Origin of the sequence: Thermofilum sp., assembly GCA_038741495.1 — an archaeon.
GTDB lineage: Archaea > Thermoproteota > Thermoprotei > Thermofilales > Thermofilaceae > Thermofilum.
Genome location: JAVYKX010000001.1, coordinates 111,417 through 133,472, shown reverse-complemented (window position 1 = coordinate 133,472; position 22,056 = coordinate 111,417). Strand labels below are relative to the sequence as shown.

Below are 22,056 nucleotides of genomic sequence, written 5' to 3'. Positions count from 1 at the left end.
ATATATAAAAATCTGTCCCGGCACCCCCAAGTAATAGTAAAAAGACAAGAATGTATCCTCTTTTTGAAAGCTACGGTGATCAGTAAAGAAAACAGCGAACAACCCTTGAGTTAATGATCTTAGGCGGCGGGACATTATCCTTGCAAATGTTCATTCTCAAGGGACATCTGTCGTAGAATTTGCAGCCCATTCTCTTCTCCTCGGTGTACTCTCTGGGAGGAAGCACCACCCTTGAAGTCCAGCGTTTATTTGGATCTGGTACAGGTATAGAGTCAAGCAGTAGCTTCGTGTAGGGGTGAAGAGGCTCCTCTATAACTTCATCAATAGGTCCTGTCTCAACTAGAACCCCCCGGTACATGATGGCTAAGAAATCGCTGATGTAGCTTGCTGTTGATAAGTCGTGAGTAATGTAGAGAAATGAGACTCCAACTTTGTTCTTCAAATCGAGCATAAGGTTAAGCACTTCCGCTCTAAGAGAAGCATCAAGCATGGATACTGGCTCATCGGCGATTATTAGGCGCGGCTTGAGAAGCAACGACCGGGCGAGAAGCACTCTCTGGCGTTGACCTCCGCTGAGTTCGTAGGGGTATCTTCCAAGAATCTCCTCTGGCCTTAAACCTACGGATTCAAGGGCTTTTGCTACCATCTCACTGGCTTCCGAGTCACTGAATGTTAGCCTATACTTCTTTAACGGCGTAAAAAGAACTCGGTCTACAGTGTATATCGGATTGTAAGCAGCGTAAGGGTCTTGAAAAACTGCTTGAACTTCGCGGCGGTACCAGTTCCAGTCCTTGCTAGAAAAAGCAGTGAGATTTCTTCCTCTGTAAACTATATCTCCTTTATCAGGTTTGAGAAAACCTAAGATGAGTCTGGCGATCGTCGTTTTACCGCTACCACTTTCACCAGCTAATGTAAATACAACAGGCCTCTCGCCCGGAATGCGAAACGATACATCATCGACCGCTACTATTCTCTGCCTGAAGAACAGCACACCTGTTGAGAAAATTTTTGTGACATTTCTTAGCTCAAGTAAGCTGTGGACACTCATCAGCAGTCACCTAGCTGTACAGATGACAAGCTACCCACCTGTCGGGCTCTAGCCGTCTCATCACCGGCTCATCCATGTCACACTTTCCTTTAATAAAATGAGGACACCTGGGATGAAAGCGGCAACCGGGCGGAGGCATGCGGAGATCAGGTGGTAGCCCGGTGATTCCTATGATTTTTCTCTTCTCCCTTATTCGTGGTATCGAAGATATCAACAGCTTGGTATACGGATGTAGAGGCTCGGAGAAAAGTTTCAGCGTGGGACCGCTCTCGACAATCTTCCCAGCGTACATAATCATAACCCTGTCAGTGACCTCCGCGTGAACTGCCATATCATGCGTAATTAGCATTACTGTTGTGTTATCCTTTACATTGATGTCTTTTAAAAGTTGGAGAATTCCCCTTTGAACGACAACATCTAAAGCTGTTGTAGGTTCATCAGCTATTAGAAGCTGCGGGCGCAGAGCAAGTGCCATAGCTATAACTACTCGCTGACGCATCCCACCACTAAGCTCGTGCGGGAACATCTTCGAGACCTCTTCGGCGAGACCTACGCGGGTCAGTAACTCCTCTACCCGTTTCGACAGCTCCTCTTTTGACAGCGCGGATCCCTCATGTGTTTTAAACACGTCAATTATTTGATCACGGATCCTCATCACAGGGTTTAGAGCATTCATCGAACTCTGCGGGACGTAAGATATCTGCTTCCACCTGATACGCCTTAATTCCTGCTCATTCAACCTTAGGAGATCAACCCCCTCAAAAAGAACCTCACCGTCGATGACACGTCCAGGGGGTTTCAATAATCTTAGGATAGCCTGTGCTAGCGTTGATTTCCCACAGGCTGACTCACCTGCCAACCCGAGAATCTCTCCCCTCCGAACTAGAAAGCTAACCTTATCCACAGCTCTCAAGGGACGCGGTGGAACGTCATACCATACACTTAAACTCCTAACCTCAAGAATACTTTTTTCCATTTCTAAATCACCTTAGATCTGGGGTTAACCACCTCGGATATTCCAATTTGTATTAAATATAGAGTGAAAAACGAATAAATTAGCAGTATTACCGGCGGCAGCCACCACCACCAAAGTCCCCGGAAGATCGCCGCATGACTTAGAGCCCACCAGAGAAGAATCCCCAGCGTGATATCCGTTTGGGGACCCAACCCGAGAATGGCGAGCCCTGCCTCGGTGAGAATAGCCACTAAGTACGCATTAACGAAATTAGCTGCCATCCAAGGAACCATATGAGGCATGAGCTCCTTCAGAATGATCTCAAACTTGCTTTCGCCGGAGAGCCAGGCAAGATAAACGAACTCCCTCTCTTTAAGGCTGAGCGCCTGTGCTCTCACCTGTCTAGCTGGCCAGGGCCAGGAGAAAATAGCGATTAAAAGCGCCATCATCTCCACAGTTACAACTCTAACAAGTGCAGAAATGAGGATTAAAAACAGCATGGATGGAACTGCAAGAAATACATCAGTGATTAACCTCAGAACGTTATCCGGGAGACCTCCATAGTAACCACTAACGAAACCTATCAGTGTACCTACTATTGTTCCAAAGGTTGCTGCTATCAAACCTATCTTGCTGGAGTTTAAAGTAGCCTCTACGAGCAGCGCGAGGATATCTCTCCCTAAAACATCAGTCCCGAGAAAGTGGTCAGCCTGCGGTGGCAGCAGCGGAGGTGCCGCACCTACTCTTGCCAGATCCTTGGGAATTATGAGATACCCTACCGCGCAAGCGGCAACTAAGCCTACGTAAGATGCGAACCCGATAACAAAGAAGCTGTTACTGAGGAGCCTTCTAATCGATGCACGCAGCATAAGAAGAGGTCCAAGAAGGTACCCGAGTCTTGGCATACTAACCACCGCTATGTCTTATTCTAGGATCAACCAGCGGATAAAAGATCTCTACCAAAAGATTAGCGGTAGCTACAGCAAAAATAGACAGCATAATTGTGCCTTGCAGCAAGAAATAGTCAAGATTCCTTATTGCCGTTACGAGTAAGGTTCCCAGTCCCGGATAACCGAAGATAACCTCGGTTATTAGAGCTCCCGTGAAAATTCTACTGAGAGAAAGAGCTAAACCCGTTAGCTGAGGGAGAATAGCATTCCTCGCAGCGTAGTTCCACAATATCTCCCTCTTAGGAAGTCCTTTTGCCTCAGCAAGTATTACGAAGTCCTCACCCTTGATCATTGAGATCATTGACCTCATACTGAGGAACCACCAAGTAAGGGATGATATGATAATGCTCAGCCCTGGTAGGAAAGCATGCCACAGTACATTGAGAATAAAAGCCAGGTCAAAAGCGGGTGTCATTCCAGCTGTATATCCCCCTCCGCTTGGAAACCACCTCAGTGTGTATGCAAATAAGAAAACCAATAGGATCGCTAAAATGTAATACGGAATTATACTGAGTAAGAGCGCACCCGCAGCCATGATCTTCGACGCTCTTGATTCTCTAACCCACCCGGCTATCGCCCCCATAAGTGTTCCGAGAACCCAGGAAATGACCGTGGTTACTGAGAGTAAACCGATGGACCAGGGAAGAGCAGCAGCTATAAGCTCTGAAACTTTTGCGGGAAACTGAGAGATGGAGTAACCGAAATCACCCTTAAGTATCTGGTAAAGGAAACTTATGTACTGCGAAAAGATATCTTTGTCTAACCCAAAAACTTTCCTATACTCTTCTATCATAAGCTCTGCACCCCTCTGCGCTCCCACTTCCCTCAATTGCTCATAGTATACAGAAAGAGGATCTCCGGGAATTAGTCGCGGGATTACAAATATAATGGTAGCTGACAAGTAGATGGTAAAGATGTAAAGTAGAAACCTCTGAGCCCAGTACCTAATCGGCGCGGCCATAGCTTGCACCCCGCCTCCTCAGAAGTTCTTCGACTTGCTCCTTCGCAGCGGTAACTTCCGATCTGCTCACTAGGCCTGACTCTACCAGCATGCTTACAGTAACCGCCGCAGTCCACCCGAAATTGCTCAGCCTAGTTGCTCCGGGTCTCCCATCTGCGTAAAAGTACTCAGGAAACTCTTTGCTCGCATACACGAGGTCGACCCAGCGTTGAACTACTTCTCTTGCTAAATTAGCGTATCCATTATTTAGAAGGGCGCGGAAAACGAGGTACGTTGTGGGCGCCCATATGGGTCCCCGCCAATAATAGGGGTCACGCGAGTAGTACCATGAAGGCTGTGGGGTCATGTAAGTTTCATCATCAAATGCTACGGAAGGAATACCGAGGTTACCCCAAAATTCTTCTGGTGACGTTAAGTGACCAATGAGATGCTTCCGCTGACTGCTATCAGGGATATCCGCTAGGAGAGAAACGAAAGCCTGCACACTCTTCACCTTTATCCGAGATCCCTTCCAATCAGCCGCAAAGTAGAACTCTTCTACATCATCCCACAGCTCATACCTGTATTTTTCTGAAAGACATTCATATTCCTGCTCAAAAACCGCTTTATCGTTCTCAAACTTTAGCTGCCCTGCCATCTCGGCTAAAGCCTTCGCCGCAAGAGCCAGAGTCGAAGTCAGCAGCAAGTCTTTAACAGGTATGTAGTACAGCCCATTAACTTCAAGTGCATTACCATTCGTGAAGTCGTAGATGGGGTGATTGTCCATCCCGGTCGAGCACACCGCCCAATATGCCGTTTTTGGATGAGCTTTTTCCCGAGCCCCAGTGAAAGGACTAATAAAGCCATGATTCAAAGGATCTCCTTTTTTTCGCCACCACCAATAATACTGTTTCAGCGATGGGTACCACTTCAGCAGAAGCTCCCTATTCCTCTCAACCTCATACAGCCGTAAAGCAGAATAAACAATTATTGGCGGCTGGCTTCTCAGGTCTTGATCTCCAGCCTCTGTAGGAGCATTTGGAATTTTACCATCAGGATCCGCGAGAGAAAGTAAGCACTCGAGATTTTCCTTTGCAAGAGTTACATCAAAATGCAGAAATGCTAATACATGAAATGCAGTATCCCAACAGTAAGGTATAGGGTATCTTTCCAGGTGCGGCACTGTTATATTAAATCCTCTGTATTTAACAGTGTTATGGTATAGTACACTTATAGCCTCTGAAACAACCTCATTATTCAATGCAGGAATTCTCATATTACTTCCAACTTTTAGAGGTCAAGCCTCATATATAGTTTTCATTTATATTTGCATTAATACCATAAAGTTTATAAGGAGATCTCTATATTAACAGTACTTGATGGGAAGATTTAAAAAGCTCACAACCGAGAGATTTGCGAAAACCCTCTGTGTAGCTATTCTCGTGCTTTTGCTCACTCTGTCGTTTTACGGGGCTTTTGCCCAGCCGCCTCCCAGAGAAGAAACACTCTATATAGCGCGCGGAAGGGTTGTGAACCCGACGTTGCTGAACCTTTATGCTCCAGGAGCTCCTTCGCGTAGCCACACATGCATGCACCAGTTTGTCTGGGAGTACCTCTTTTACTACAATTTCGAGACGGGGGAGTATATACCCTGGTTAGCAGAAAAATTCGAGTACTCTCCAGATTACAAGAGCGTGAAAATCTACTTAAGGAAGGGCGTCAAGTGGAGTGACGGCCACCCCTTCACAGCCGATGATGTTGTCTTCACATACGAGATGTTGCTAAAGTACGCACCAAGGCTAAGCGGTTCAGCCGCGGTAGCTGCTAAGGTTGCGGGTGCTAGGAAGATCGACGACTACACTGTGGAGATACTACTTAAAGACCCAGACCCGCGTTTCCACCTGGATCGGAGCACGTTCCCAGCAGCTCTTGTCTGGGGCGGGCTTACGATAGTCCCTAAGCATATCTGGGAGAAAGAAGACCCATTGACTTTCAAAAACTATCCTCCTGTGGGTACTGGCCCCTACAGGGTGGTGAGCTCAGGTGAAACAGAGAGCATTCTAGAGAGAAGAGATGACTGGTGGGCTACAGAACTTTTCGGAATTCGTCCAGCTCCGAAGTATATAGTCTGTAAGTACTACGGTCCTGAAGAGAGCCTCGCTGCAGCTCTAGCTGCAAACGATGTAGATGCCGTTTTCATTGGCATGATAACATTTGGAACCCTTCAAACGGTGATTGCTCGAAACCCAGCAGTTATTGTCTGGCGTAGAACATCTCCTTATTCATGGATCGATCCATGCCCCCGAGTGCTTATGGTCAACAACCAGCGGTACCCGTGGAGCTTGCCTGAAGTTCGGCACGCAATATCCTACCTCCTGAACCGACCGCTCATAGCAGAGCTTGTTTTCGACAAAACTACCTATCCCACTCCTTACATATTCCCAGAGTACGGTGGCATGAAGCCATACCTTGACGCTGTTAAGGACCTTGTTGATAAGTACGAAATTCTGAAGTATGATCCTAAGAAAGCTGAAGAAATCTTCACAAAACTCGGCTTTAAGAAGGGGCCTGACGGAATCTGGGTCACACCAAACGGCACAAAGTTAGAAGCAATCTACATTTATCACACTGCATCCGACCCGGTAGAGCAGAGAAAAGCGATGGAAGTTATCACATCACTTCTAAGAGCCGCAGGAATCTCCGTAATCGCTAAAGGACTTGAGGGGCCAGCGTTCATCGATACGATGAACAGAGGCGAGTGGGACCTCAGGTACGGGTACATGTGCCCCGGAGACTCTGACCCCTTCTTCAACCTCTACATTTCTCACAGCAAGTTCGCTGCACCGCCTGGTCAGCCTGTCTCCAACTGGGAATATAATGGGTGGAGGTATATAAACCCCGAGTACGATAAGCTCATTGATCAACTGCAGTTAACTTCCCCACTCGAGAAAGAAAAGGCAATAACTCTCTTCAAGCAGATAATGGAAATATTCTACCGCGACCTACCCGTGATCCCCGTAGTTCAGGCTCCCGCTATTGTACCGTTTAGTACACAATACTGGACTGGATGGCCTACCGCCGAGAACCCGTGGATAATGCCCGTGCCTTGGTGGGCTCAGTTCAACCTCGTCGTGAATGGCTACTACTCCCCCTCAAAAGGAGAATGGGTGGGCGGCATTAAGCCAGCGAGAATCGATTACGCTACAGTATACTTCACAAAGGATACACCCAGGTTCAGAGGGATAGATCTCATCTGGTACGGGCCGTTTAAGGCTGGCGATGCAGCACGGATACCCTCCGACGACGCTGAGTTCTGGATAAAGAAAGGGTACGCTTCCTACACACCACCAATACCAAGCCTTGCGCCTGAACTGAAACCTCTCGTAGACCAAGTTGCAGCTCTCACAAACACCGTCTCGATTCTTAAAGACAGCGTTGGCAGCTTGACTGTCCAGCTCTCGAACCTCACTACACTAGTTACGATAAATTTAGTAATATCTATACTGCTTATCATTGCCGTAATATATCTTGCAGTAAGAAAGAAATAAGAAAATAAATAAAAATTTTTTCTATATTTTTATGTTAACTTTTTAGCCTCTGAGACAAGGGCTAAGTAATGTGTACGCTTAGGGTGCGGTGATAAAAATATCGAGTGCTGATCCTTTAACCTGTGCTCCTGCTTTACAATAGAAGGACTCGTGCCCATGAACCTCCATTTCCTCACCCGGAAAATCCCGAGAGGCTTTCGGTGGCTATGAATGCACTTAAGCAGTTTGAAATGCTTACTTTCCGCGAGCCATCGTTAGCTAGTAGAGAGGACTTAGAGAGGGTACATACAGGCAGTTACCTTGACCGCTTAGAGTATATCATCTCGGAGAAGCTTCTATTGCTGGACGAAGACACTTACGTCTCTAGTGGGACGCTAGAGGCAGTGAAGGCAGCGGCGGGGGCTGCTATAGAAGCTACTCTGTCAGCCCTGCTAGGTGAACCTGCTTTCGCGCTGGTGAGGCCTCCGGGGCACCATGCTGGGAGAAGCGGGAGGGCGATGGGTGCTAGGACGCAGGGCTTCTGCATCGTGAACAACGTTGCGGTGGCGGCCGCGTGGCTCCTCGAGCGTGGTGTCAAGAAGGTGGCTATCGTGGACTTCGACGCGCACCACGGTAACGGGACTCAGGAGATCTTCTACAGGGATCCGAGAGTGCTGCACATCGACCTGCACGAGGATCCTTCTACGCTCTACCCGGGGACCGGTTTCCCGAACCAGCTCGGCGAGGGGGAGGCTAGAGGGACGAAGGTGAATGTCGTGCTGCCGCCCGGTAGTGCCGACGACGTCTACGGGCTCGCATTAGAGGAGGTTGTGCTGCCTATCCTGGAGGAGTTTAAGCCGGAGCTCCTCCTCTTCTCGGCGGGGTTCGACGCGTTCGAGGGTGACGGGCTCACGCACCTTAGAGCGGGCGAGTGGGCTTTCGCGAGGATGGGAGAGCTGCCGTCAGAGCTGGGACTGCGCGGGAAGTGCGCAGCGGTCCTTGAGGGAGGCTACTCGGTTGGCCTCTCCCGGGGTTTGCCCGCCTTCATCGCCGCTCTGCTTGATCTCCGCCCGGAGGCAGAGCGGGTAGCTTCCAGGGAGCCTGTCTTCAGGGTGGCTCGGGAGTACGTCCGGGACTTGAAGGGGCTGCTGAGGCAGTTCTGGAGCCTGTAGCTTTGCGAAAAAGAGATATTGCTCGGGGGGTTTGCCCCAGTATGAGTTTTGACCCACGCAGGTTCGTGGAGGAGGCGGTTTCCGAGATCAGGAGGATTGTAGGGGACTCTCTCGCGGTTGCAGCTTGCTCGGGGGGTGTCGACAGCACTGTTGCCGCGGTTCTCGCGAGGATGGCGCTAGGCGATAGGCTCAGGGCGGTCTACATCGACGACGGCTTCAGGCGGCTGGGCGAGCCTAAGCGAACCGTGGAGCTGCTGAAGGGGCTGGGGCTCGACGTCGAGCTCGTAAACGCCAGGAGGGAGTTCCTCGAGGCTGTGAAAGGGCTTAGGGACGCTGAGGAGAAAAGGAAGGCGTTCAGGCACACGTTCTACAGCGTGCTGGGGAGGGTTGCGAGAGAGCTCGGCGCGCGCTACCTCGTGCAGGGGACGATAAAGGCAGACATCGTCGAGACTGTGGGGGGCGTGAAGACGCAGCACAATGTCCTCGTGCAGCTGGGCCTGGATCCGAGAACATACGGCTTCGAGGTTGTAGAGCCGCTCAGAGAGCTCTTCAAGCCCCAGGTTAGAGAGGTTGCGAGGTTTCTCGGCCTCCCGAGGGAGATCTCAGAGAAGATGCCGTTCCCGGGACCCGGCCTGCTGGTGAGGGTTGTCGGGGAGGTGACAGAGGAGAAGCTAGAGGTGGCTAGGCTCGCCACCAGAGTGGTGGAGGAGGAGCTCTCTGGCCTAGGCGCCTTCCAGGTTTTCGCCGCTGTCCTGAGCGACAGGGCGACGGGGCTGGTTGGAGGGGAGCGGCGGTACGGCTACGTAGTTGCTGTGCGGGCTGTGAGGAGCGAGGACGCCCTGACCGCGGAGCCGCTGGAGGTTCCCTTCGAGCTGCTGAGAAAAGTTGCGGAGAGGATCACTCGCGAGGTGCCGGGCGTCGTGAGAGTGCTCTACGAGATCACCGGTAAGCCGCCCGCGACCATCGAGTACGAGTAGGTGGCTTCGATGTGAAAGGGAGGAAACCATACCCCCGCAACAGCGATATCGTCGAGGCGTTGAAGGAGGTTTTAAGCGAAGTCATCCTGAGCCCGGACGAGCTTCCTCAAAGGGTTAGGGCGAGGCTCGAGGAGAAGGGGTTCTACGCTGGCCTCGTTTCGAACAAGAGGGTGTGGTCCCTCTACGAGAAGCTCGTCCGCGAAGGCAGGCTGCCCGACTCGCTCGGAGTGGTTCAGGGCCTGGAAGAGCTAAGCAGCCTGGGCGGCGAAACCTAGGAGAGTTGCTGGCGGGGCTCCCCGCAGACTCCGAGCTACTTCACACCGATCTTGGGCCTTCTCCCGAAGAATGACTCGAGAGTATTACTGGTCTTCTCCAGGATGTCATCAGCGCTCTCGTACGTTTTAAGCGCTTCAGCGGGGTTTGCTCTCACCTTGCCTTCGAGCTGCTTAGGAGCTAGTATGAAGTGAGGCTTCTCAGCGATGTCTGCAGTCTTGGCTGCCGAGGATAGAGCTTCTACCACAGCGCTGGGTCCCGAGTTAATGACATCTATGTAGACTACCCTCTTGCCGTCAGAGACTGAGAGATCGAACACGTGCTCAAAGCCGCTCTGCCCCCTGACCCTAGCGGGCTGAGTGACGCTGAGCCCAGCGCTCTCCGCGAGGCTCTTCACCTCCGCTGTGATGAGCTGCTTCTCCAGGCGTGATGCTTCCTCAACCCTCACCTTATAAGCATAGATGACTGTGTAGTTTGCATTCTTATGGTCGAAGGTGGTGCCGCAGACACCGCACCTGTAGAGGGGGCTCGGCGTCTCGAAACGCAACCCACAGCTTAGGCAGCTGTACAGCACGCCTATGGTGACCGTGTTGTCGGGCTTCAGCGGCTCCCCACACTTCCTGCAAGTAGAGCCGTGTATTCTCTCAACAGTGTTAACCGCCCCGCAGCTCACATGGCTTACGGTGACCTCCCTGCGTAGCCGCTCAGAGCCGCAGGAAGGGCACTTCAGCTTGGATAGTATGAAGTGGGAGCCGCAGCTCGGGCATAGTATCAGTGCATCGTAGTGCTCCCTCTCCAGGGCTCCGAGGTTTGCAAGCTCTTCGAGAATTTCCGCGTCGCGAACCTTGTACCTTACAGAAACCTTTAGGACGTCAGGGTAGAAGTAGCCTAGCTCGTTCGAAAACTCCGGTACGAGCCTATCCAGTCCCGCCTTCAGTATAGTGATGAGCACGTCTACCAGGGCTCTCGAAGGCATCCTCGGTTGCTTTACCGCCGCTCGCATGGCTTGACTTTGCCTCGCGAACTCCATTACTCTGTGTCTTCTCCGATTGTGCAATTTATAACTATTTTGCAATACAGTTGGGACTTCTGACTCTCGAGGGTTCTTATTTCACGGGTGCGAGAGATTTCCCAGCAAACTAGCACGCTCGAAAGATGATAAACACCGTGTAAGGGCTGCACGCTGTAAAAAATATTATCCTTGAAGTTTCAAGGAGGATAGGGACCAGTCTTGTCTGCTAGCGGGCCAGGCGGGTTAATACCTCCAGGGGAAGTTATAATAGCGTTATACGAGGTTGTACCGCCTTTCGCTCACGTAGCAATCACGAGAGACGTGAAGACGGGGCGAATGCTCTACAGAGCTTTAGAACCTGTCCTGACGCAAACCGATGAGAAAGTAATCGGCGAGATTAAGAGAGTTTTGCTGGAGGAGCAGAGACCCCTCTACGATGAGCTGAAGAAGAAGAGCCCAGAGGAGGTCCTGAGGAGGAGGGTGGAGAGCATCATAAAGAAGCGCAAGCTGCCCGTCGCGCCGGAGGCCTTCGACAAGATATTCTACTACGTTCGCAGGGATATGCTCGGCTACGGGAAGCTGGAGGTTCCGCTCAGAGATCCCAACATCGAGGATATCTCGTGCGATGGTGTAGGCCTACCGGTCTTCGTGTGGCACAGCCAGTTTGAGTCGCTGCCCACGAACATCGTCTTCGAAGACCCTGAGGAGCTTGAGAAAGCTATCGAGAGGCTTGCCCACAAGGCGGGAAGGCACATTTCCGTGGCGCAGCCGATCGCGGAGGGCGCGCTTCCCGAGGGTTATAGGTTGCACGCGACGCTCTCAGAGATCTCGAGGCGAGGGGGGACGTTCACGATCAGGAAATTCAGGGAGGTTCCCTTCTCCATTGTTGACCTGGTGAGGCTCGGCACGCTGACAACCGAGCTGGCTGCCTACCTGTGGCTCCTCATCGAGAGGAAGAAGAGCTTGATGATTGTCGGCGCGACGGCGAGCGGGAAGACAACTCTCCTGAACGCTGTTGCCACGTTCATCAGGCCGGACGCGAAGATTGTGAGTATCGAGGAGACGCCGGAGCTGAACTTGCCTCACGAGAACTGGGCGCCGCTCGTCGTCCGGCCCTCCAGAGATCCCTGGACGAGGGATGTCACGCTCTTCGACCTTCTCAAGTCGGCTCTGCGGATGCGGCCAGACTACGTGATCGTCGGGGAGGTGAGGGGCGAGGAGGCGTTCACCCTGTTCCAGGCTATCGCGACGGGGCACGCGGGCATGTGCACTCTGCACGCGGAGAACGTGGACTACGCGGTGAAGAGGCTTACTTCAGAGCCCATGAACGTGCCTCCTCCCCTCATCCCGCTGATGAACGTGTACATCACCGTCAGGAAGTTCTTCTCCGGGGAGCGCGTGTTCCGCAGAGTCGTGGAGGTGGTTGAAGCGGTAAGTGGCGAGAAGTTTGAGTGGAACACCGTCTTTAAGTACAACCAGCTCAAGGACAGGTTGGAGGTGGTAGGGGATAGCGTTCTCCTCCAGAAGATAGCTTCTGAGGAGGGGCTGCCGCTGAGCGCGCTCAGAGAAGAGCTTGAGCACAGGAAGTTCGTTCTCGACTGGCTCGTTGAGAGACAGGTGACGGACTTCAGGAGGGTTAGCAAGCTCGTCCGAGATTTCGCCCTCAGACCTTCAGCAGTGTACGCCGCTGTGGAGAGGGGGGTGTACGTTCTGTGAGCCTACCCTACCTGGTTGGACAGCAGCTTTCGAAGCTTGCGGGAGAGAGGATTAAGCCCTTCAGGGAGATTTACTGCACCGCTGGGTTCAGCGAGACTTTCGAAGAGTACCTAGGTAAATGGGGGTTAGCTTTCGCTGCCTCCACGCCAGCTGTTGCTGCCTTATCTATGGCTTTTCACTCTTCAGTGCTCGGCTACCCAGCCCCCGTTTCCGCGCTACTCACACTCATCATCCTGGTGATCTACACGCTGCTGTTCACGATGGGCTGCCTCTACTACCCGGTCTACCGGAGGCACTCCCGCGGCTGGACCATCACCGCCAGGCTCCCGCACGCGCTTGCACACTTCGCCGTGCTCGCCTCTTCAGGCAGCACGCTCACCGAGATCATCAGGGAGGTACGCGACCTAGAGGAGAGCAAGGAGCTCCGGAGAGAGCTCGACCTCTTCCTCACAGACGTGGAGCTCCTCGGCCTCGACGTACCCACAGCGATCAAGCGGGGAGCGGCGAGGAGCCCTTCAGCCGCGCTCGCGCTCTTCTTCTCAGGGCTGCGGGACGCCTACATAACCGGGAGGAGCCTCTACGAGTACGTATCATTCACTGCGCAGAGGCTACTCGAGATGAGGAGGGCAGAGCTCAGCAGTGTGGTGAACGCTTTAGCCACGGTTGCGGAGATGTACACCGCGCTAATCGTCGCCGCACCACTGATGTTCATCGTGATGCTCTCCATAATCGGCATGCTCGGGGGCTCCGTAGCCGGGCTCCCGGCAAACCTGCTCATCGCGGTCATCGTCCTCATCCTGGTACCCTTCTCGGCAGCAGCAGTTCTCGTTATCCTGGACTCGGTTCTCTCCAGGGTGTAGCGCTATGGGTTACATCCCGGTGAAGGGTAGGACTGCACTCCTTCTAGCAGCGCTATCCCTAACCCTCGGCTCCTCCCCGCTAGCTGTACTGGCCGCGGCGTGGGGTAGCCTGGAGAACACGGTGGAGCAAGCGGAGCTCCTGGAAGGGTTAGCGCTGCCCTGGTCGCTCCCCCTTTACACCCTGCTCGGGTTCGCGCTACCGCTCGCGCTAGCACCCCTAGCTTACGTGTACTGGAACAACTCGCGTTACACCGACGCGCTAGCTAAGCAGCTGCCCACCTTCTTCAAGGGGGTGGCCGACGGGGTGAGAGCAGGCATGACCCTCGATAGGGCGCTCGCCACATCGGCGGAGGCTGCCGGAGACCCTTTAAGAAGCGAGGTTCAGAACATCCTCGCCATGCTTTCCCTGGGGGTACCCTTTAGGGAGGCTTTAAGCCGCGCTGCGGAGAGGGTTCCTGTACCCGTGTTCAGGAGGGCGGCCAGCCTGCTAGCTGCAGCCTACGAGTCGGGGGGCAGGGTGGCTGACGTGCTCGGAGCGGCTGCCGAGATGTACGGCATGCTGAGGGGCTACGAGGAGGAAAGGAAGGCCCGAATGGCCACCTACATCTGGGTGACTTACATAGCTCTCGCCGTATTCCTCATCACGGCGACGATAATCACATCCGTATTCGTGGGACCCCTCTACACTCTGAGAGCACCAGGCCTCGTGACCCCACCCCCACCCCACCTCTTCAAAGCCGGATTCTTCATCGCCGCTTACATGCAGGCAATCTTCGGCGGCCTCATCTCCGGGAAGATCAGCAGAGGAACTGTGAAAGCGGGTGTTACCCACACCATGGTAATGACGCTCGCCGTCGTAGCCTACTTCAACGTGCAGGAAATCTTCCTAGAACCTCTCCTCACTCCCCAGCTGTAGAAGCCCACGCGGGATTAAGGCTTCAGCTGGCCCAGAACCCGCTCCGCGAAAGAGCCCACCGACGCAAGCAGCGAGAAAAGGAGTAGAAGGAAGAGCGCTCCCAGCACCGAGTAAACCAGCAGCTCGGCAAGCAGCTTCACAGCTTCGAGGTGCTCCAACCTCCTCTTGAGATCCTCGACTATCCTCTCCAAGCTAACCACCCACCTTAAACCTGTACACGTAAGTGGTGAGGCTAGTCACCACCCTAACCTCGTAGCTTCCGTTCAAAGTGACCGCTGTCGCGAAGCGGAAAACGTGAGACTCGCCGGGGGCGAGAACCCTCCGCTCCTCTAGCCGCTGCTCGTACGTCTCGTTCAGCAACCACACAGCCCTCACGTCGAGCAGAGCAGGCCCCGTGTTAGTCACGAAAACCTCGGTGACACTCGATACATCTGCTGAGAAGTTCTGGAGATTGCTGAGCGTGAGGTTAAAGCTAGCGGAGGCATTCGGGTTGTACGCGTAGATAAGCGAGAAATTCCTGTAGCTTGCGAGCACCGCGCTCCCGTTGAGGACGTAAGCCGCAGCCAGCCTCCACGCGCCGTCCCCGCCCTCGTACACCTCGACAAACGCGGGAGAGCCGAAGACAGCGACGGTAAGGTTCCCGATGGAGCCGAGAGACCCCTTCTCCACCCTCACCCTAACCAGCGCGACGCAGCCGCTAGCTGCTACGGGGAACACGACCCCTGAGAGCGCCTGCCGCGCGCCCGGATCGGAAGCGTTGAGGCACTTGACAGAGTACAAATCCCCCTGCGCCGCGTAACCCCCGTGCACGAGCGGGGTAACTTCAGCGTACACGCTCCGCAGCGCAGTGTAGTTGAGCTTCACGCTGGGCACCCCCTCCCGCTCCTTCTCGCGCGCCGCTAGAGAGAGCTCGCCCGCCAGCGCGCTCAAGTCGTAGAACATCCTGAGCATCAACGCTAAGAAAGCTGACGCGATCACCGCGAAGAGCAGAGTACCCACCGCCGCCGAAACCCCTCTACGAGCCACGAAACCCTCCCCCCGAAACCTATATTTAAGCAGTACCTATAGAGGCTGAAGAGCGTTTAGCACCACGACGAGAACAGTTTACAAGTTAAGAATAAAAGGGAGCGTGCAGCAGCTAAACTGAAGAAGCATGAGAAGGAAAGGAATCAGCCCCGTAATAGCGACGCTCCTGCTCATCGTCATCGCTGTCGTAGCTGCAGTCCTCACGTACATCTGGGTAACAGGCTACATGGGCACCCTCTCCCCCCGAGAAGTCCCCGGGCAGCTCAGAGAGAGAATAAAGATCGATGCAGTCAGTTATAACACCACTACTAACACTGTTTCGATCTACGTCTCGAATATCGGCGAGGTTGATACGAGCATTATAAGCGCCTACGTTCTCACAGAGAGCTTCACAGCTGTTTGCGGCGGAGGCGCTGCTGTCGCCATTCCGAGAGCGAGTACCGAGGCAGTGAACCTAGGCAACTGCGCTCTGGCTGCTGGCACGACGTACATCGCGAAGGTCTCGTCGAGCGGCGGAGCTGAGGCCACGTACGTTTTCCGTGCTTAGGCGAGATAGCTCTTAAAGGATTTTTCTACCCTTGAACGAACTGGTACGTGTCTCCGCCAACTACTAGGTTGAAGTCTCTGCTTATCACTGGCTGTCCCTGCTCGTCTACGATTTTGAAGGTGGCTCCCTCGATGATCGGCTTTTGGAGGACGTTGAGCGCAGCGTTCCCGCTTGTGTCTGCAGTGGCGGATGCGACGAGCGTGGCGCCTTGCCAGAGCTCTACTCTCCAGCCGCTCGGCAGCCCGGTCACGTTGACGAAGCGGGGGTCTCCGGTAGCGGCGACGAGCTCGTCGAAGAGGGATGCTCTACCGCCGTCTACGATGAGTGCTAGGTACCTGGGTTGGAGCGTGCCGTCAGCTGTGCTGATGCTGCCGAGCGCTGCTCCGCTGTTGTCGTAGAAAGTGATGATGAAGCTGTTCTGGTTACCTGACCGCGTATAGGATAAGTGGAGCGTGTACCAGCTCGAAGCAAAGTTGCTCTGGTAAGTCGCAAGGTTGGACCAAGCAGTGGTGTAGAGCCTCAGTTGTAGCCTGATGAAGTTTCCTATAGGGTAGAGGGTGGCGGCGTAGAGGCGTGATGTTGACGAAATGCTCTCCAGCAGGGCGACGCCCCTGTAAGTTCGATCGTTCTGAGCAGCGTTGCCCAGCTTTACGAGCACCTGGAAGCTTGGGGGAGTGCTTCCCTGCCAAACGTACACTGAGGATCCGCCCGGCCCGCGGTTGTTGTCTGTGCCTTGAAGGCAGCTGCCTGCCCAGCAGTTACTGACTATCGTCCAGCTTCCGCCCACTGCGGTCCACCCGCTTGGCAGGCTCTCGAACCTCTCGTACAGGAAAGCTGTCCTGCTCGCGAGAACCAGGTCAACTACCTGGACGGTGAACTGCTTCTCGTCATCGTAGGCTAGCGTCTGGTTGTTAAACGCTTTAACTGTCCAGATGTAGGTTCCTCTATCTGAAGGAAGAAGAAGGGACAGCTCTCTTTGAGCAGAAGAGCCATTGTTCAAGTACAGCGAAGTGCTCGCTTTAAGAGCCCCGCCATGGTCGTACACGCTGACGGTTACTGTTCCCGGCGCGCTGCCTGTGTTGCTGACTGTGAACACGAATCTGACGCTGGCTCCGGGGGCTCCCCTCAGCGTGGTGTTGTAAGATGTGATTGCGAAGCGGGGCTGCCCGGGCGGTGGCGGAGGAGGAGGCGGTGGGGGTGGAGGGGGCGGCGGTGGGGGTGGAGGGGGCTGGCTTGCGAGGGTTGTGCTCTCTCTGAAGGTCCAGCAGTTTCCGCGGGTGGTGCAGAGCTTGATGATGAGGTGAGTTCCACTTGCGGGGATGCTTGCGGCTATGCTGCTGGACTGGCCGGGTTGCAGTGTTTCCGAGCCGATCCAAACGAGTGTTTCGTTCACGTAGATTGAGCCTAGAGTGATCTCTACACTTCCGGTGTTAATCACGGTCAGGTTTACACTCCTACCGCTGACCCTCGCGCGCTCTAGGACCAGGCTCTCCGCAGCCGCCAGTCTGGCCTGCGTTGCGCTCCAAGTTGAAGCTTGCTCCAGCTCCAAGTACTGGGGGAGGAGGTAGAGCCAAAGTGTGGCGAAAGCCGCTACCACGATCAGCGTTGTGAGAAGGGCTGCTAGTACCTCGGTTTGACCTCTCCGCATGAGCCTAGTGTGGAACACGCGGGTGTTCATCTTAAACTTTGCCGTAAACTCTCCCGCTGGAGCGGTTAGAGGGGGCTGCTAGCGTATCGAGCGCGGCCTGCAAGGGAGGCGACATCCACCGGTGTGCAGGGGAGGGGGAGCAGCAGCCCCACGCCCGCCCCCTCCAGGATTGCTGGAGCTAGCCTGAAGTGCACGGGCATCAGGTACCTGGCTCCCGCCCTAGCAGCGGTTTCAACGGCTTGCCTGGCTGTCGAGTGCCCGTCAGCAACCGCCACGCTCTCCTCACCGGGGTTGTAGGATGCTTCGTGAATCAGCAGGTCGCAGCCCTTAGCGAGGCTGATGAGAGAGCTTGTAGGCCTCGTGTCCCCCGTGTACACTAGCGAAGCTCCTCCAGCCTCCACGCGGTAAGCTAGCGCCGGGTGGGTGTGCTCCACTGCTACGGCGTAGACCTTGGCGGCGCCTTCGCTGAGGACTAGGGTGGGCTCGGCGGGAGGCTCGATGAGCATGGCTTCAACCCGCTCCACGTGGTCGGGGATGCCGACCGCGCTCAGCAGGGCTCTCAGATCGAGGTCAGCGGGCCCGATGAGCTTCAGCTTCCGGTTTAAGCGCTTAGCGTGGACGAGCAGCGTGGGGAGGCCGAGCACGTGGTCGCCGTGCTTGTGCGTGACGAGGATGTAGTCGATGTTGCTGACGTCGAAGCCGCACCTCTTGAGCGACGCGTACACGCCCTCGCCTGCGTCGAGCAGGAACGTTAAGCTGCCCGCCCTGACTAGAAGGGAGGTTGTGCCGAAGAGGGGGTTCGAGACCCAGCCGCCGTAGCCGAGCGGCACTACCACGAGCCCGCTCACACGAGCAGCTTCCGCGCCCAGGAGATAAAGGTGCCGCCGGGCAGCGCCGGCAGCGTTCGGAGGGCGAACCTGAACGTTGAAATACTTCCCAGCACGCGTATAGGTGATGCGCCGCGCTCTTCTGCTAGTCTTGCTCGCCGCTCTGCTGGTCAGCGTGGCTGCCGCCGCGCAGCCTTACACCACGGCGCACTTCGAGCTCTACGACCTTGCGGGGGCAGGGCAGTCTTACCTTCAGAGCCTGGGCAGCGAGCTGGAGTCGGCTTACAGCGCTCTCGCCGGTGGGAGTGTGAGGCTCGCTCCTCCGTGCAGCGGGCCGCGGTACACAGTTTACGTGAAGAGCATGAGCGCCGGGGAGGGCGGCTACGTGAGCTGGCAGTACTCTTACGACTCGAGCGGCAGGATCACTAGCTCCTGCATCCGCTTCATTAACTTCAGCTCGAAGCTTTCGGGCTCGACGCTGAAGAAGACGGTTTACCACGAGATGGTGCACGTCGCGCAGGCAGCTTACTTCAGCTACCACAGCGTCGTGCAGGCTTACCCTTGGTACGTGGAAGCCTCCGCCGAGGGGGTGGCGGGCAGACTCACGGGCGTCTGCACATGGGAAAATAACTTCTACTCCGCTTCTCTATTCTCGAGGAACCCCTACAGCTACAGCGACGGTGACGCGGAAGCATACAGCTACAGCGCTTTCTTCAACTGGCTCCTCGCATCCTACTCGGTCTCCGACGCGCTCTCGAGGACTCTTTCCTCTTCGACTGTGCAGAACGGCTGGCTGAACGAGGCTTACACCTCTTACCTGCTCAGCATCGTGAAGGGGCAAGTCCTCTGCGGTAAGACGTACACCCCTACGCGGCAGAGCGTCTACCTCTCATCCGGTGACTGGTCCACGGTAGTCTCCCTGGATGGGCTCTCAGCTGCTTACTACGCGGTTCAGCTGACCAGCAGCGGGATCGTCGAGATCAGGGTGGAGGGTGCCTCGCTCAGGAGCAACCTGAAGCTCAACGAACCTTTCGAAGTCCAGAACACTACGCTTTTCCTCGCCCTGGTGAACCCCTCAGCGAACAGCATCTCTGCGAGGCTGACAGTCAACGCTCTCCCCATGCTCTCAGTGGAGCTTTCGGGAGGCGTCTACGACGCGGTCAAAGGGGTGCTGAGCGTGGATCTGAGAGTTACCTACGCGCTGAAGCCCGTATCAGGCCTGGTGAGAGTGAACGGGACAGAGTACCAGGCTGCGGACGGGCTAGTCAGCGCTAGCTTCAGCGGGGTAGGCTGGGGGTCCTACAGCCTGGTCGTGGAGTACGGTGGCTACAGCCGTACTGTGAGAGTGAACGTTGCTCAGCCATCCTTCTCGGCTGTAACCCGCTCCCCCCTCTACCTGAGCCCTAGCGGCTACGGCTCTCTAGTGCTCCAGGCTTCGAACAGCGGTGAGGTAAGCATCTCTGCTGAGCTGCTCTTCGAGCCGCAGGCCGTAGACGGCGCCGAGATCTTGAAGCTTGCGTCCTCGAGCGTTGCCTTGACTATACCCCCATCCGCTTCGCAGCGTGTTGAAGTGCCCTTCACCGCCGGTAAGCTAGCCGAGGGTGAAGTTCTCGTGAAGCTGCGCAGCGCATCCGGGGAAGCTGTTGTGGCGAAGTTCCGCGTAGTCCCGGTCGAGCTGCTCGTCTCTGAAGCCGCGCACACCTTCCCGGGCGGGCTAACCCGCGTCAAGCTTTTTGTACCGCAGCTCAACGCGTTCTTCGAAGCTTCCTTCACGGGCCTCTCCGGCGATGCGGTGGCGAGGTACGATACCTACGCTATAGGGAGGGTTCCCGTCCAGCTGCCTCCTCTCAGCGCGACCGTGAGCGCGGAGCCTAAGCTGGTAGCGCCCAGCTGGGCTCTCCTGCGCTTGAGCGTGGCTCTCCGGGCTGCGGGAGCCTGCCCTGCGTACCCGGTCACCTACAGCGCTAGCGTGATCGTTAACGCGACGGCGCTGGGTTCAGCTTCTTTCAAGTGCGGGGAGCAGGTGAAAGTGGAGGGGGACTTCAACGCTACGCAGACGAGTATGCGCGCAACCCTCGTGGTCAGCAACCAGTGGGTCGCGGAGGTGAGCTTAACCCCGCCCCAAATTCTCCTTGAGCCTTCAGGGTGGCTTATCACAGACCAGGAGGTGACCGTGAATGTCTCGGTTTCCGTCAGGGGCCCCTACGCGTACTACATCCTGGGCAGGGTATTCGAGAACTCGACCGAACACTTCACTTTCTCGGCTGAGGCCGGGTCCAGAGGGCTCGAAGTGGACGCCGGCTTCTCCCGGCAGTTCCTCCAGGTCCCGGCGGTAAAGCTGTCCATCGAGGCTCCCGACGTCGTTCTAGCCCCGGGTCCTCTCACCGTGAAAGTGGTTGTTGAAAGCGAAGCTTCAATCACCGCTAACCTTACAGTGAAGCTTAACGGCTCGGTGGTGGCTAGCTTGAGCGTCCGCAAGAACGGCACGCACGCCTACACCTCTGCTCTGCAGCTGCAGCCCCCCGCTCCCGGGCTATACCGCGTCGAGGTGGGTAGCTGGTTCGCCAACTCTTCAGCTCTCGTGTACTACGTCGAAGCTGCAGGGGTGCGCGTCGAGGCGCCCGTATTCCTCTTGGTCGGCATGCCCGCTAACGTCACTGTCGAGGTTTACGCTAAGCCTCCGCTACCTCTTCCGGTGAGCGTTAACGTGGACGTTGGAGGGAAGCGGTGGGCGGTTATTCTCCGCGGAAACTCCTCGCTCCTCGTTGAATCCCCAGCATCCCCTTCGGTAGCGGTGCTGGAGGCTAGGCTGCTGAACCACACGTCGAAAGCTAGGGTATCCTGGGACCTCCTCAACCTGAACGTCGAGGGCGCTATAGGCTCTCAGGACGGAGTACCTATACTGCCTAGCGGGCCGCTCCGCGGCTCGGCAGCTTTCTCGAACGGGACCCGGGCTGCTGCAAAAGTGCTTGTGAACGGTGTGGAAGCGTACACTCCACCTGTGCTTGGGAGAGTAGAGCTGAACTTGACAGCTACCTACCTGGGTGTGAGGAACTCGACTGTGATTACGGTTTACGTTGTCCCGGAGGGAGAGTACCTCACCGCTGCCGACCTGCTGAAGAGACTCCGGGAGGGGAGCGTTTTCGAGCAGCTGCTGCGGGAAGCTGTCCGCACCGGAGGCTGGTCTGAAGTCGCCGTGTACACGGCAGCGTACACTGTCACGAAGGCTAGAGCTGACTCGCTGGATCCTCTCGGCTACGTTGCGCTCGCGATTCTCGAGAAGGGGGCGAGCGAGGGTAACCCTGCCCTTGCCGGCTTCGCGGAAAGCTTAGTTAAGCATGGGCTGGTGGTGTATGCCACCCTCCTCGTGGTTTGCGCTGCGGTTGTGCTCGTGAAGGTGAGGAAGCGGAGGGCTTGAGGGGGCACCTCGTTAAAACAATGTTAGCATGTATAATAACTTCGTTATATCGATGAAGGGCTGGACCTCGGCGGAGCGGCGCCACCTATGATAACAATGTTATTATTCTTAATAACAGTGTTTTAACGGCCGCAGCGCGGAGAGTGGGGTGAGAGCCTGGGCTGCTTCTCGGTTATCCTTAGGGAAAAGAAGTGATAGGTTTATCCTCGAGTTTGCGGGAGGAATATTGTGCTTTACGTCGGGT

General features: G+C 55.3%; 19 protein-coding genes. 9 read left to right on the top strand and 10 right to left on the bottom strand.

The window, feature by feature from the left end:
* Positions 1 to 79: 79 nt before the first annotated feature.
* From QXU72_00770 to QXU72_00750, 5 genes are read right to left on the bottom strand one after another with little or no spacing between them, the layout of a single operon-like run.
* Entirely contained in the window at positions 80 to 1,048 is a 969-nt protein-coding gene (locus QXU72_00770; GenBank protein ID MEM0493778.1) for an ABC transporter ATP-binding protein, read from the bottom strand.
* A 10-nt stretch (positions 1,049 to 1,058) separates the two neighbouring features.
* A complete protein-coding gene (locus QXU72_00765; GenBank protein MEM0493777.1) occupies positions 1,059 to 2,024 on the bottom strand; it encodes an ABC transporter ATP-binding protein in 966 nt (321 codons plus the stop codon).
* A 2-nt stretch (positions 2,025 to 2,026) separates the two neighbouring features.
* Entirely contained in the window at positions 2,027 to 2,908 is an 882-nt protein-coding gene (locus QXU72_00760; GenBank protein ID MEM0493776.1) for an ABC transporter permease, read from the bottom strand.
* A 1-nt stretch (position 2,909) separates the two neighbouring features.
* Positions 2,910 to 3,914, bottom strand: coding sequence for an ABC transporter permease (locus QXU72_00755; protein MEM0493775.1), 1,005 nt, complete (start codon positions 3,912 to 3,914; stop codon positions 2,910 to 2,912).
* A complete protein-coding gene (locus tag QXU72_00750; GenBank protein ID MEM0493774.1) occupies positions 3,898 to 5,169 on the bottom strand; it encodes a trehalase family glycosidase in 1,272 nt (423 codons plus the stop codon). The genes QXU72_00755 and QXU72_00750 overlap by 17 nt, the downstream gene beginning before the upstream one ends.
* Positions 5,170 to 5,272: 103 nt before the next feature.
* Between QXU72_00750 and QXU72_00745 the strand changes: the two genes are divergently transcribed.
* The 4 genes from QXU72_00745 to QXU72_00730 all read left to right on the top strand — a co-directional run bounded on the left by QXU72_00745 (position 5,273) and on the right by QXU72_00730 (position 9,844).
* Positions 5,273 to 7,441, top strand: coding sequence for an ABC transporter substrate-binding protein (locus QXU72_00745; GenBank protein ID MEM0493773.1), 2,169 nt, complete (start codon positions 5,273 to 5,275; stop codon positions 7,439 to 7,441).
* A 122-nt stretch (positions 7,442 to 7,563) separates the two neighbouring features.
* Entirely contained in the window at positions 7,564 to 8,592 is a 1,029-nt protein-coding gene (locus QXU72_00740) for a histone deacetylase family protein (protein MEM0493772.1), read from the top strand.
* A gap of 41 nt (positions 8,593 to 8,633) precedes the next feature.
* Positions 8,634 to 9,569, top strand: coding sequence for a glutamine-hydrolyzing GMP synthase (gene guaA, locus QXU72_00735; GenBank protein MEM0493771.1), 936 nt, complete (start codon positions 8,634 to 8,636; stop codon positions 9,567 to 9,569).
* Between the two features lie 11 nt (positions 9,570 to 9,580).
* Positions 9,581 to 9,844 (top strand): hypothetical protein, encoded by a 264-nt coding sequence (locus QXU72_00730; GenBank protein MEM0493770.1) that lies wholly within the window; start codon positions 9,581 to 9,583, stop codon positions 9,842 to 9,844.
* Positions 9,845 to 9,879: 35 nt separating this feature from the next.
* Here QXU72_00730 and QXU72_00725 read toward each other — a convergent pair whose 3' ends face one another.
* Positions 9,880 to 10,872 carry a hypothetical protein gene (locus QXU72_00725; protein ID MEM0493769.1) on the bottom strand — a complete coding sequence of 331 codons (993 nt, stop codon included), beginning with the start codon at positions 10,870 to 10,872 and terminating at the stop codon, positions 9,880 to 9,882.
* A 201-nt stretch (positions 10,873 to 11,073) separates the two neighbouring features.
* On the opposite strand from QXU72_00725, the gene QXU72_00720 reads away from it, so the two are divergent.
* Genes QXU72_00720 through QXU72_00710 form a run of 3 tightly spaced genes read left to right on the top strand, consistent with a single transcriptional unit; the run spans position 11,074 to position 14,346 of the window.
* On the top strand, positions 11,074 to 12,570 hold the full coding sequence (locus tag QXU72_00720) for a type II/IV secretion system ATPase subunit (GenBank protein MEM0493768.1): 1,497 nt from the start codon (positions 11,074 to 11,076) through the stop codon (positions 12,568 to 12,570).
* Entirely contained in the window at positions 12,567 to 13,430 is an 864-nt protein-coding gene (locus QXU72_00715) for a type II secretion system F family protein (GenBank protein ID MEM0493767.1), read from the top strand. Before QXU72_00720 ends, QXU72_00715 begins: the two co-directional genes overlap by 4 nt.
* Positions 13,431 to 13,434: 4 nt before the next feature.
* Positions 13,435 to 14,346 carry a type II secretion system F family protein gene (locus QXU72_00710; GenBank protein ID MEM0493766.1) on the top strand — a complete coding sequence of 304 codons (912 nt, stop codon included), beginning with the start codon at positions 13,435 to 13,437 and terminating at the stop codon, positions 14,344 to 14,346.
* A 14-nt stretch (positions 14,347 to 14,360) separates the two neighbouring features.
* On the opposite strand, the gene QXU72_00705 is transcribed toward QXU72_00710, so the two are convergent.
* Entirely contained in the window at positions 14,361 to 14,537 is a 177-nt protein-coding gene (locus tag QXU72_00705; GenBank protein MEM0493765.1) for a hypothetical protein, read from the bottom strand.
* A gap of 1 nt (position 14,538) precedes the next feature.
* Complete coding sequence (locus tag QXU72_00700) at positions 14,539 to 15,372, bottom strand: hypothetical protein (protein ID MEM0493764.1); 834 nt, start codon at positions 15,370 to 15,372, stop codon at positions 14,539 to 14,541.
* Between the two features lie 127 nt (positions 15,373 to 15,499).
* On the opposite strand from QXU72_00700, the gene QXU72_00695 reads away from it, so the two are divergent.
* Positions 15,500 to 15,919 (top strand): archaellin/type IV pilin N-terminal domain-containing protein, encoded by a 420-nt coding sequence (locus QXU72_00695; GenBank protein MEM0493763.1) that lies wholly within the window; start codon positions 15,500 to 15,502, stop codon positions 15,917 to 15,919.
* Between the two features lie 25 nt (positions 15,920 to 15,944).
* Here QXU72_00695 and QXU72_00690 read toward each other — a convergent pair whose 3' ends face one another.
* Positions 15,945 to 17,567, bottom strand: coding sequence for a hypothetical protein (locus QXU72_00690; protein MEM0493762.1), 1,623 nt, complete (start codon positions 17,565 to 17,567; stop codon positions 15,945 to 15,947).
* A gap of 65 nt (positions 17,568 to 17,632) precedes the next feature.
* A complete protein-coding gene (locus QXU72_00685; protein MEM0493761.1) occupies positions 17,633 to 18,415 on the bottom strand; it encodes an MBL fold metallo-hydrolase in 783 nt (260 codons plus the stop codon).
* Between the two features lie 106 nt (positions 18,416 to 18,521).
* Here QXU72_00685 and QXU72_00680 point away from each other — a divergent pair, with 106 nt between their 5' ends.
* Positions 18,522 to 21,812 (top strand): hypothetical protein, encoded by a 3,291-nt coding sequence (locus tag QXU72_00680; protein ID MEM0493760.1) that lies wholly within the window; start codon positions 18,522 to 18,524, stop codon positions 21,810 to 21,812.
* Positions 21,813 to 22,056 lie beyond the last annotated feature (244 nt).

What these genes read in the sequence shown, in the direction of transcription:
- QXU72_00690 (MEM0493762.1), bottom strand. Translation starts at nt 17,567, where the DNA reads ATGCGGAGAGGTCAAACCGAGGTACTAGCAGCCCTTCTCACAACGCTG.
- QXU72_00750 (MEM0493774.1), bottom strand. Translation starts at nt 5,169, where the DNA reads ATGAGAATTCCTGCATTGAATAATGAGGTTGTTTCAGAGGCTATAAGT.
- QXU72_00710 (MEM0493766.1), top strand. Translation starts at nt 13,435, where the DNA reads ATGGGTTACATCCCGGTGAAGGGTAGGACTGCACTCCTTCTAGCAGCG.
- QXU72_00755 (MEM0493775.1), bottom strand. Translation starts at nt 3,914, where the DNA reads ATGGCCGCGCCGATTAGGTACTGGGCTCAGAGGTTTCTACTTTACATC.
- guaA (MEM0493771.1), top strand. Translation starts at nt 8,634, where the DNA reads ATGAGTTTTGACCCACGCAGGTTCGTGGAGGAGGCGGTTTCCGAGATC.
- QXU72_00765 (MEM0493777.1), bottom strand. Translation starts at nt 2,024, where the DNA reads ATGGAAAAAAGTATTCTTGAGGTTAGGAGTTTAAGTGTATGGTATGAC.
- QXU72_00695 (MEM0493763.1), top strand. Translation starts at nt 15,500, where the DNA reads ATGAGAAGGAAAGGAATCAGCCCCGTAATAGCGACGCTCCTGCTCATC.
- QXU72_00745 (MEM0493773.1), top strand. Translation starts at nt 5,273, where the DNA reads ATGGGAAGATTTAAAAAGCTCACAACCGAGAGATTTGCGAAAACCCTC.
- QXU72_00680 (MEM0493760.1), top strand. Translation starts at nt 18,522, where the DNA reads ATGCGCCGCGCTCTTCTGCTAGTCTTGCTCGCCGCTCTGCTGGTCAGC.
- QXU72_00725 (MEM0493769.1), bottom strand. Translation starts at nt 10,872, where the DNA reads ATGGAGTTCGCGAGGCAAAGTCAAGCCATGCGAGCGGCGGTAAAGCAA.
- QXU72_00760 (MEM0493776.1), bottom strand. Translation starts at nt 2,908, where the DNA reads ATGCCAAGACTCGGGTACCTTCTTGGACCTCTTCTTATGCTGCGTGCA.
- QXU72_00770 (MEM0493778.1), bottom strand. Translation starts at nt 1,048, where the DNA reads ATGAGTGTCCACAGCTTACTTGAGCTAAGAAATGTCACAAAAATTTTC.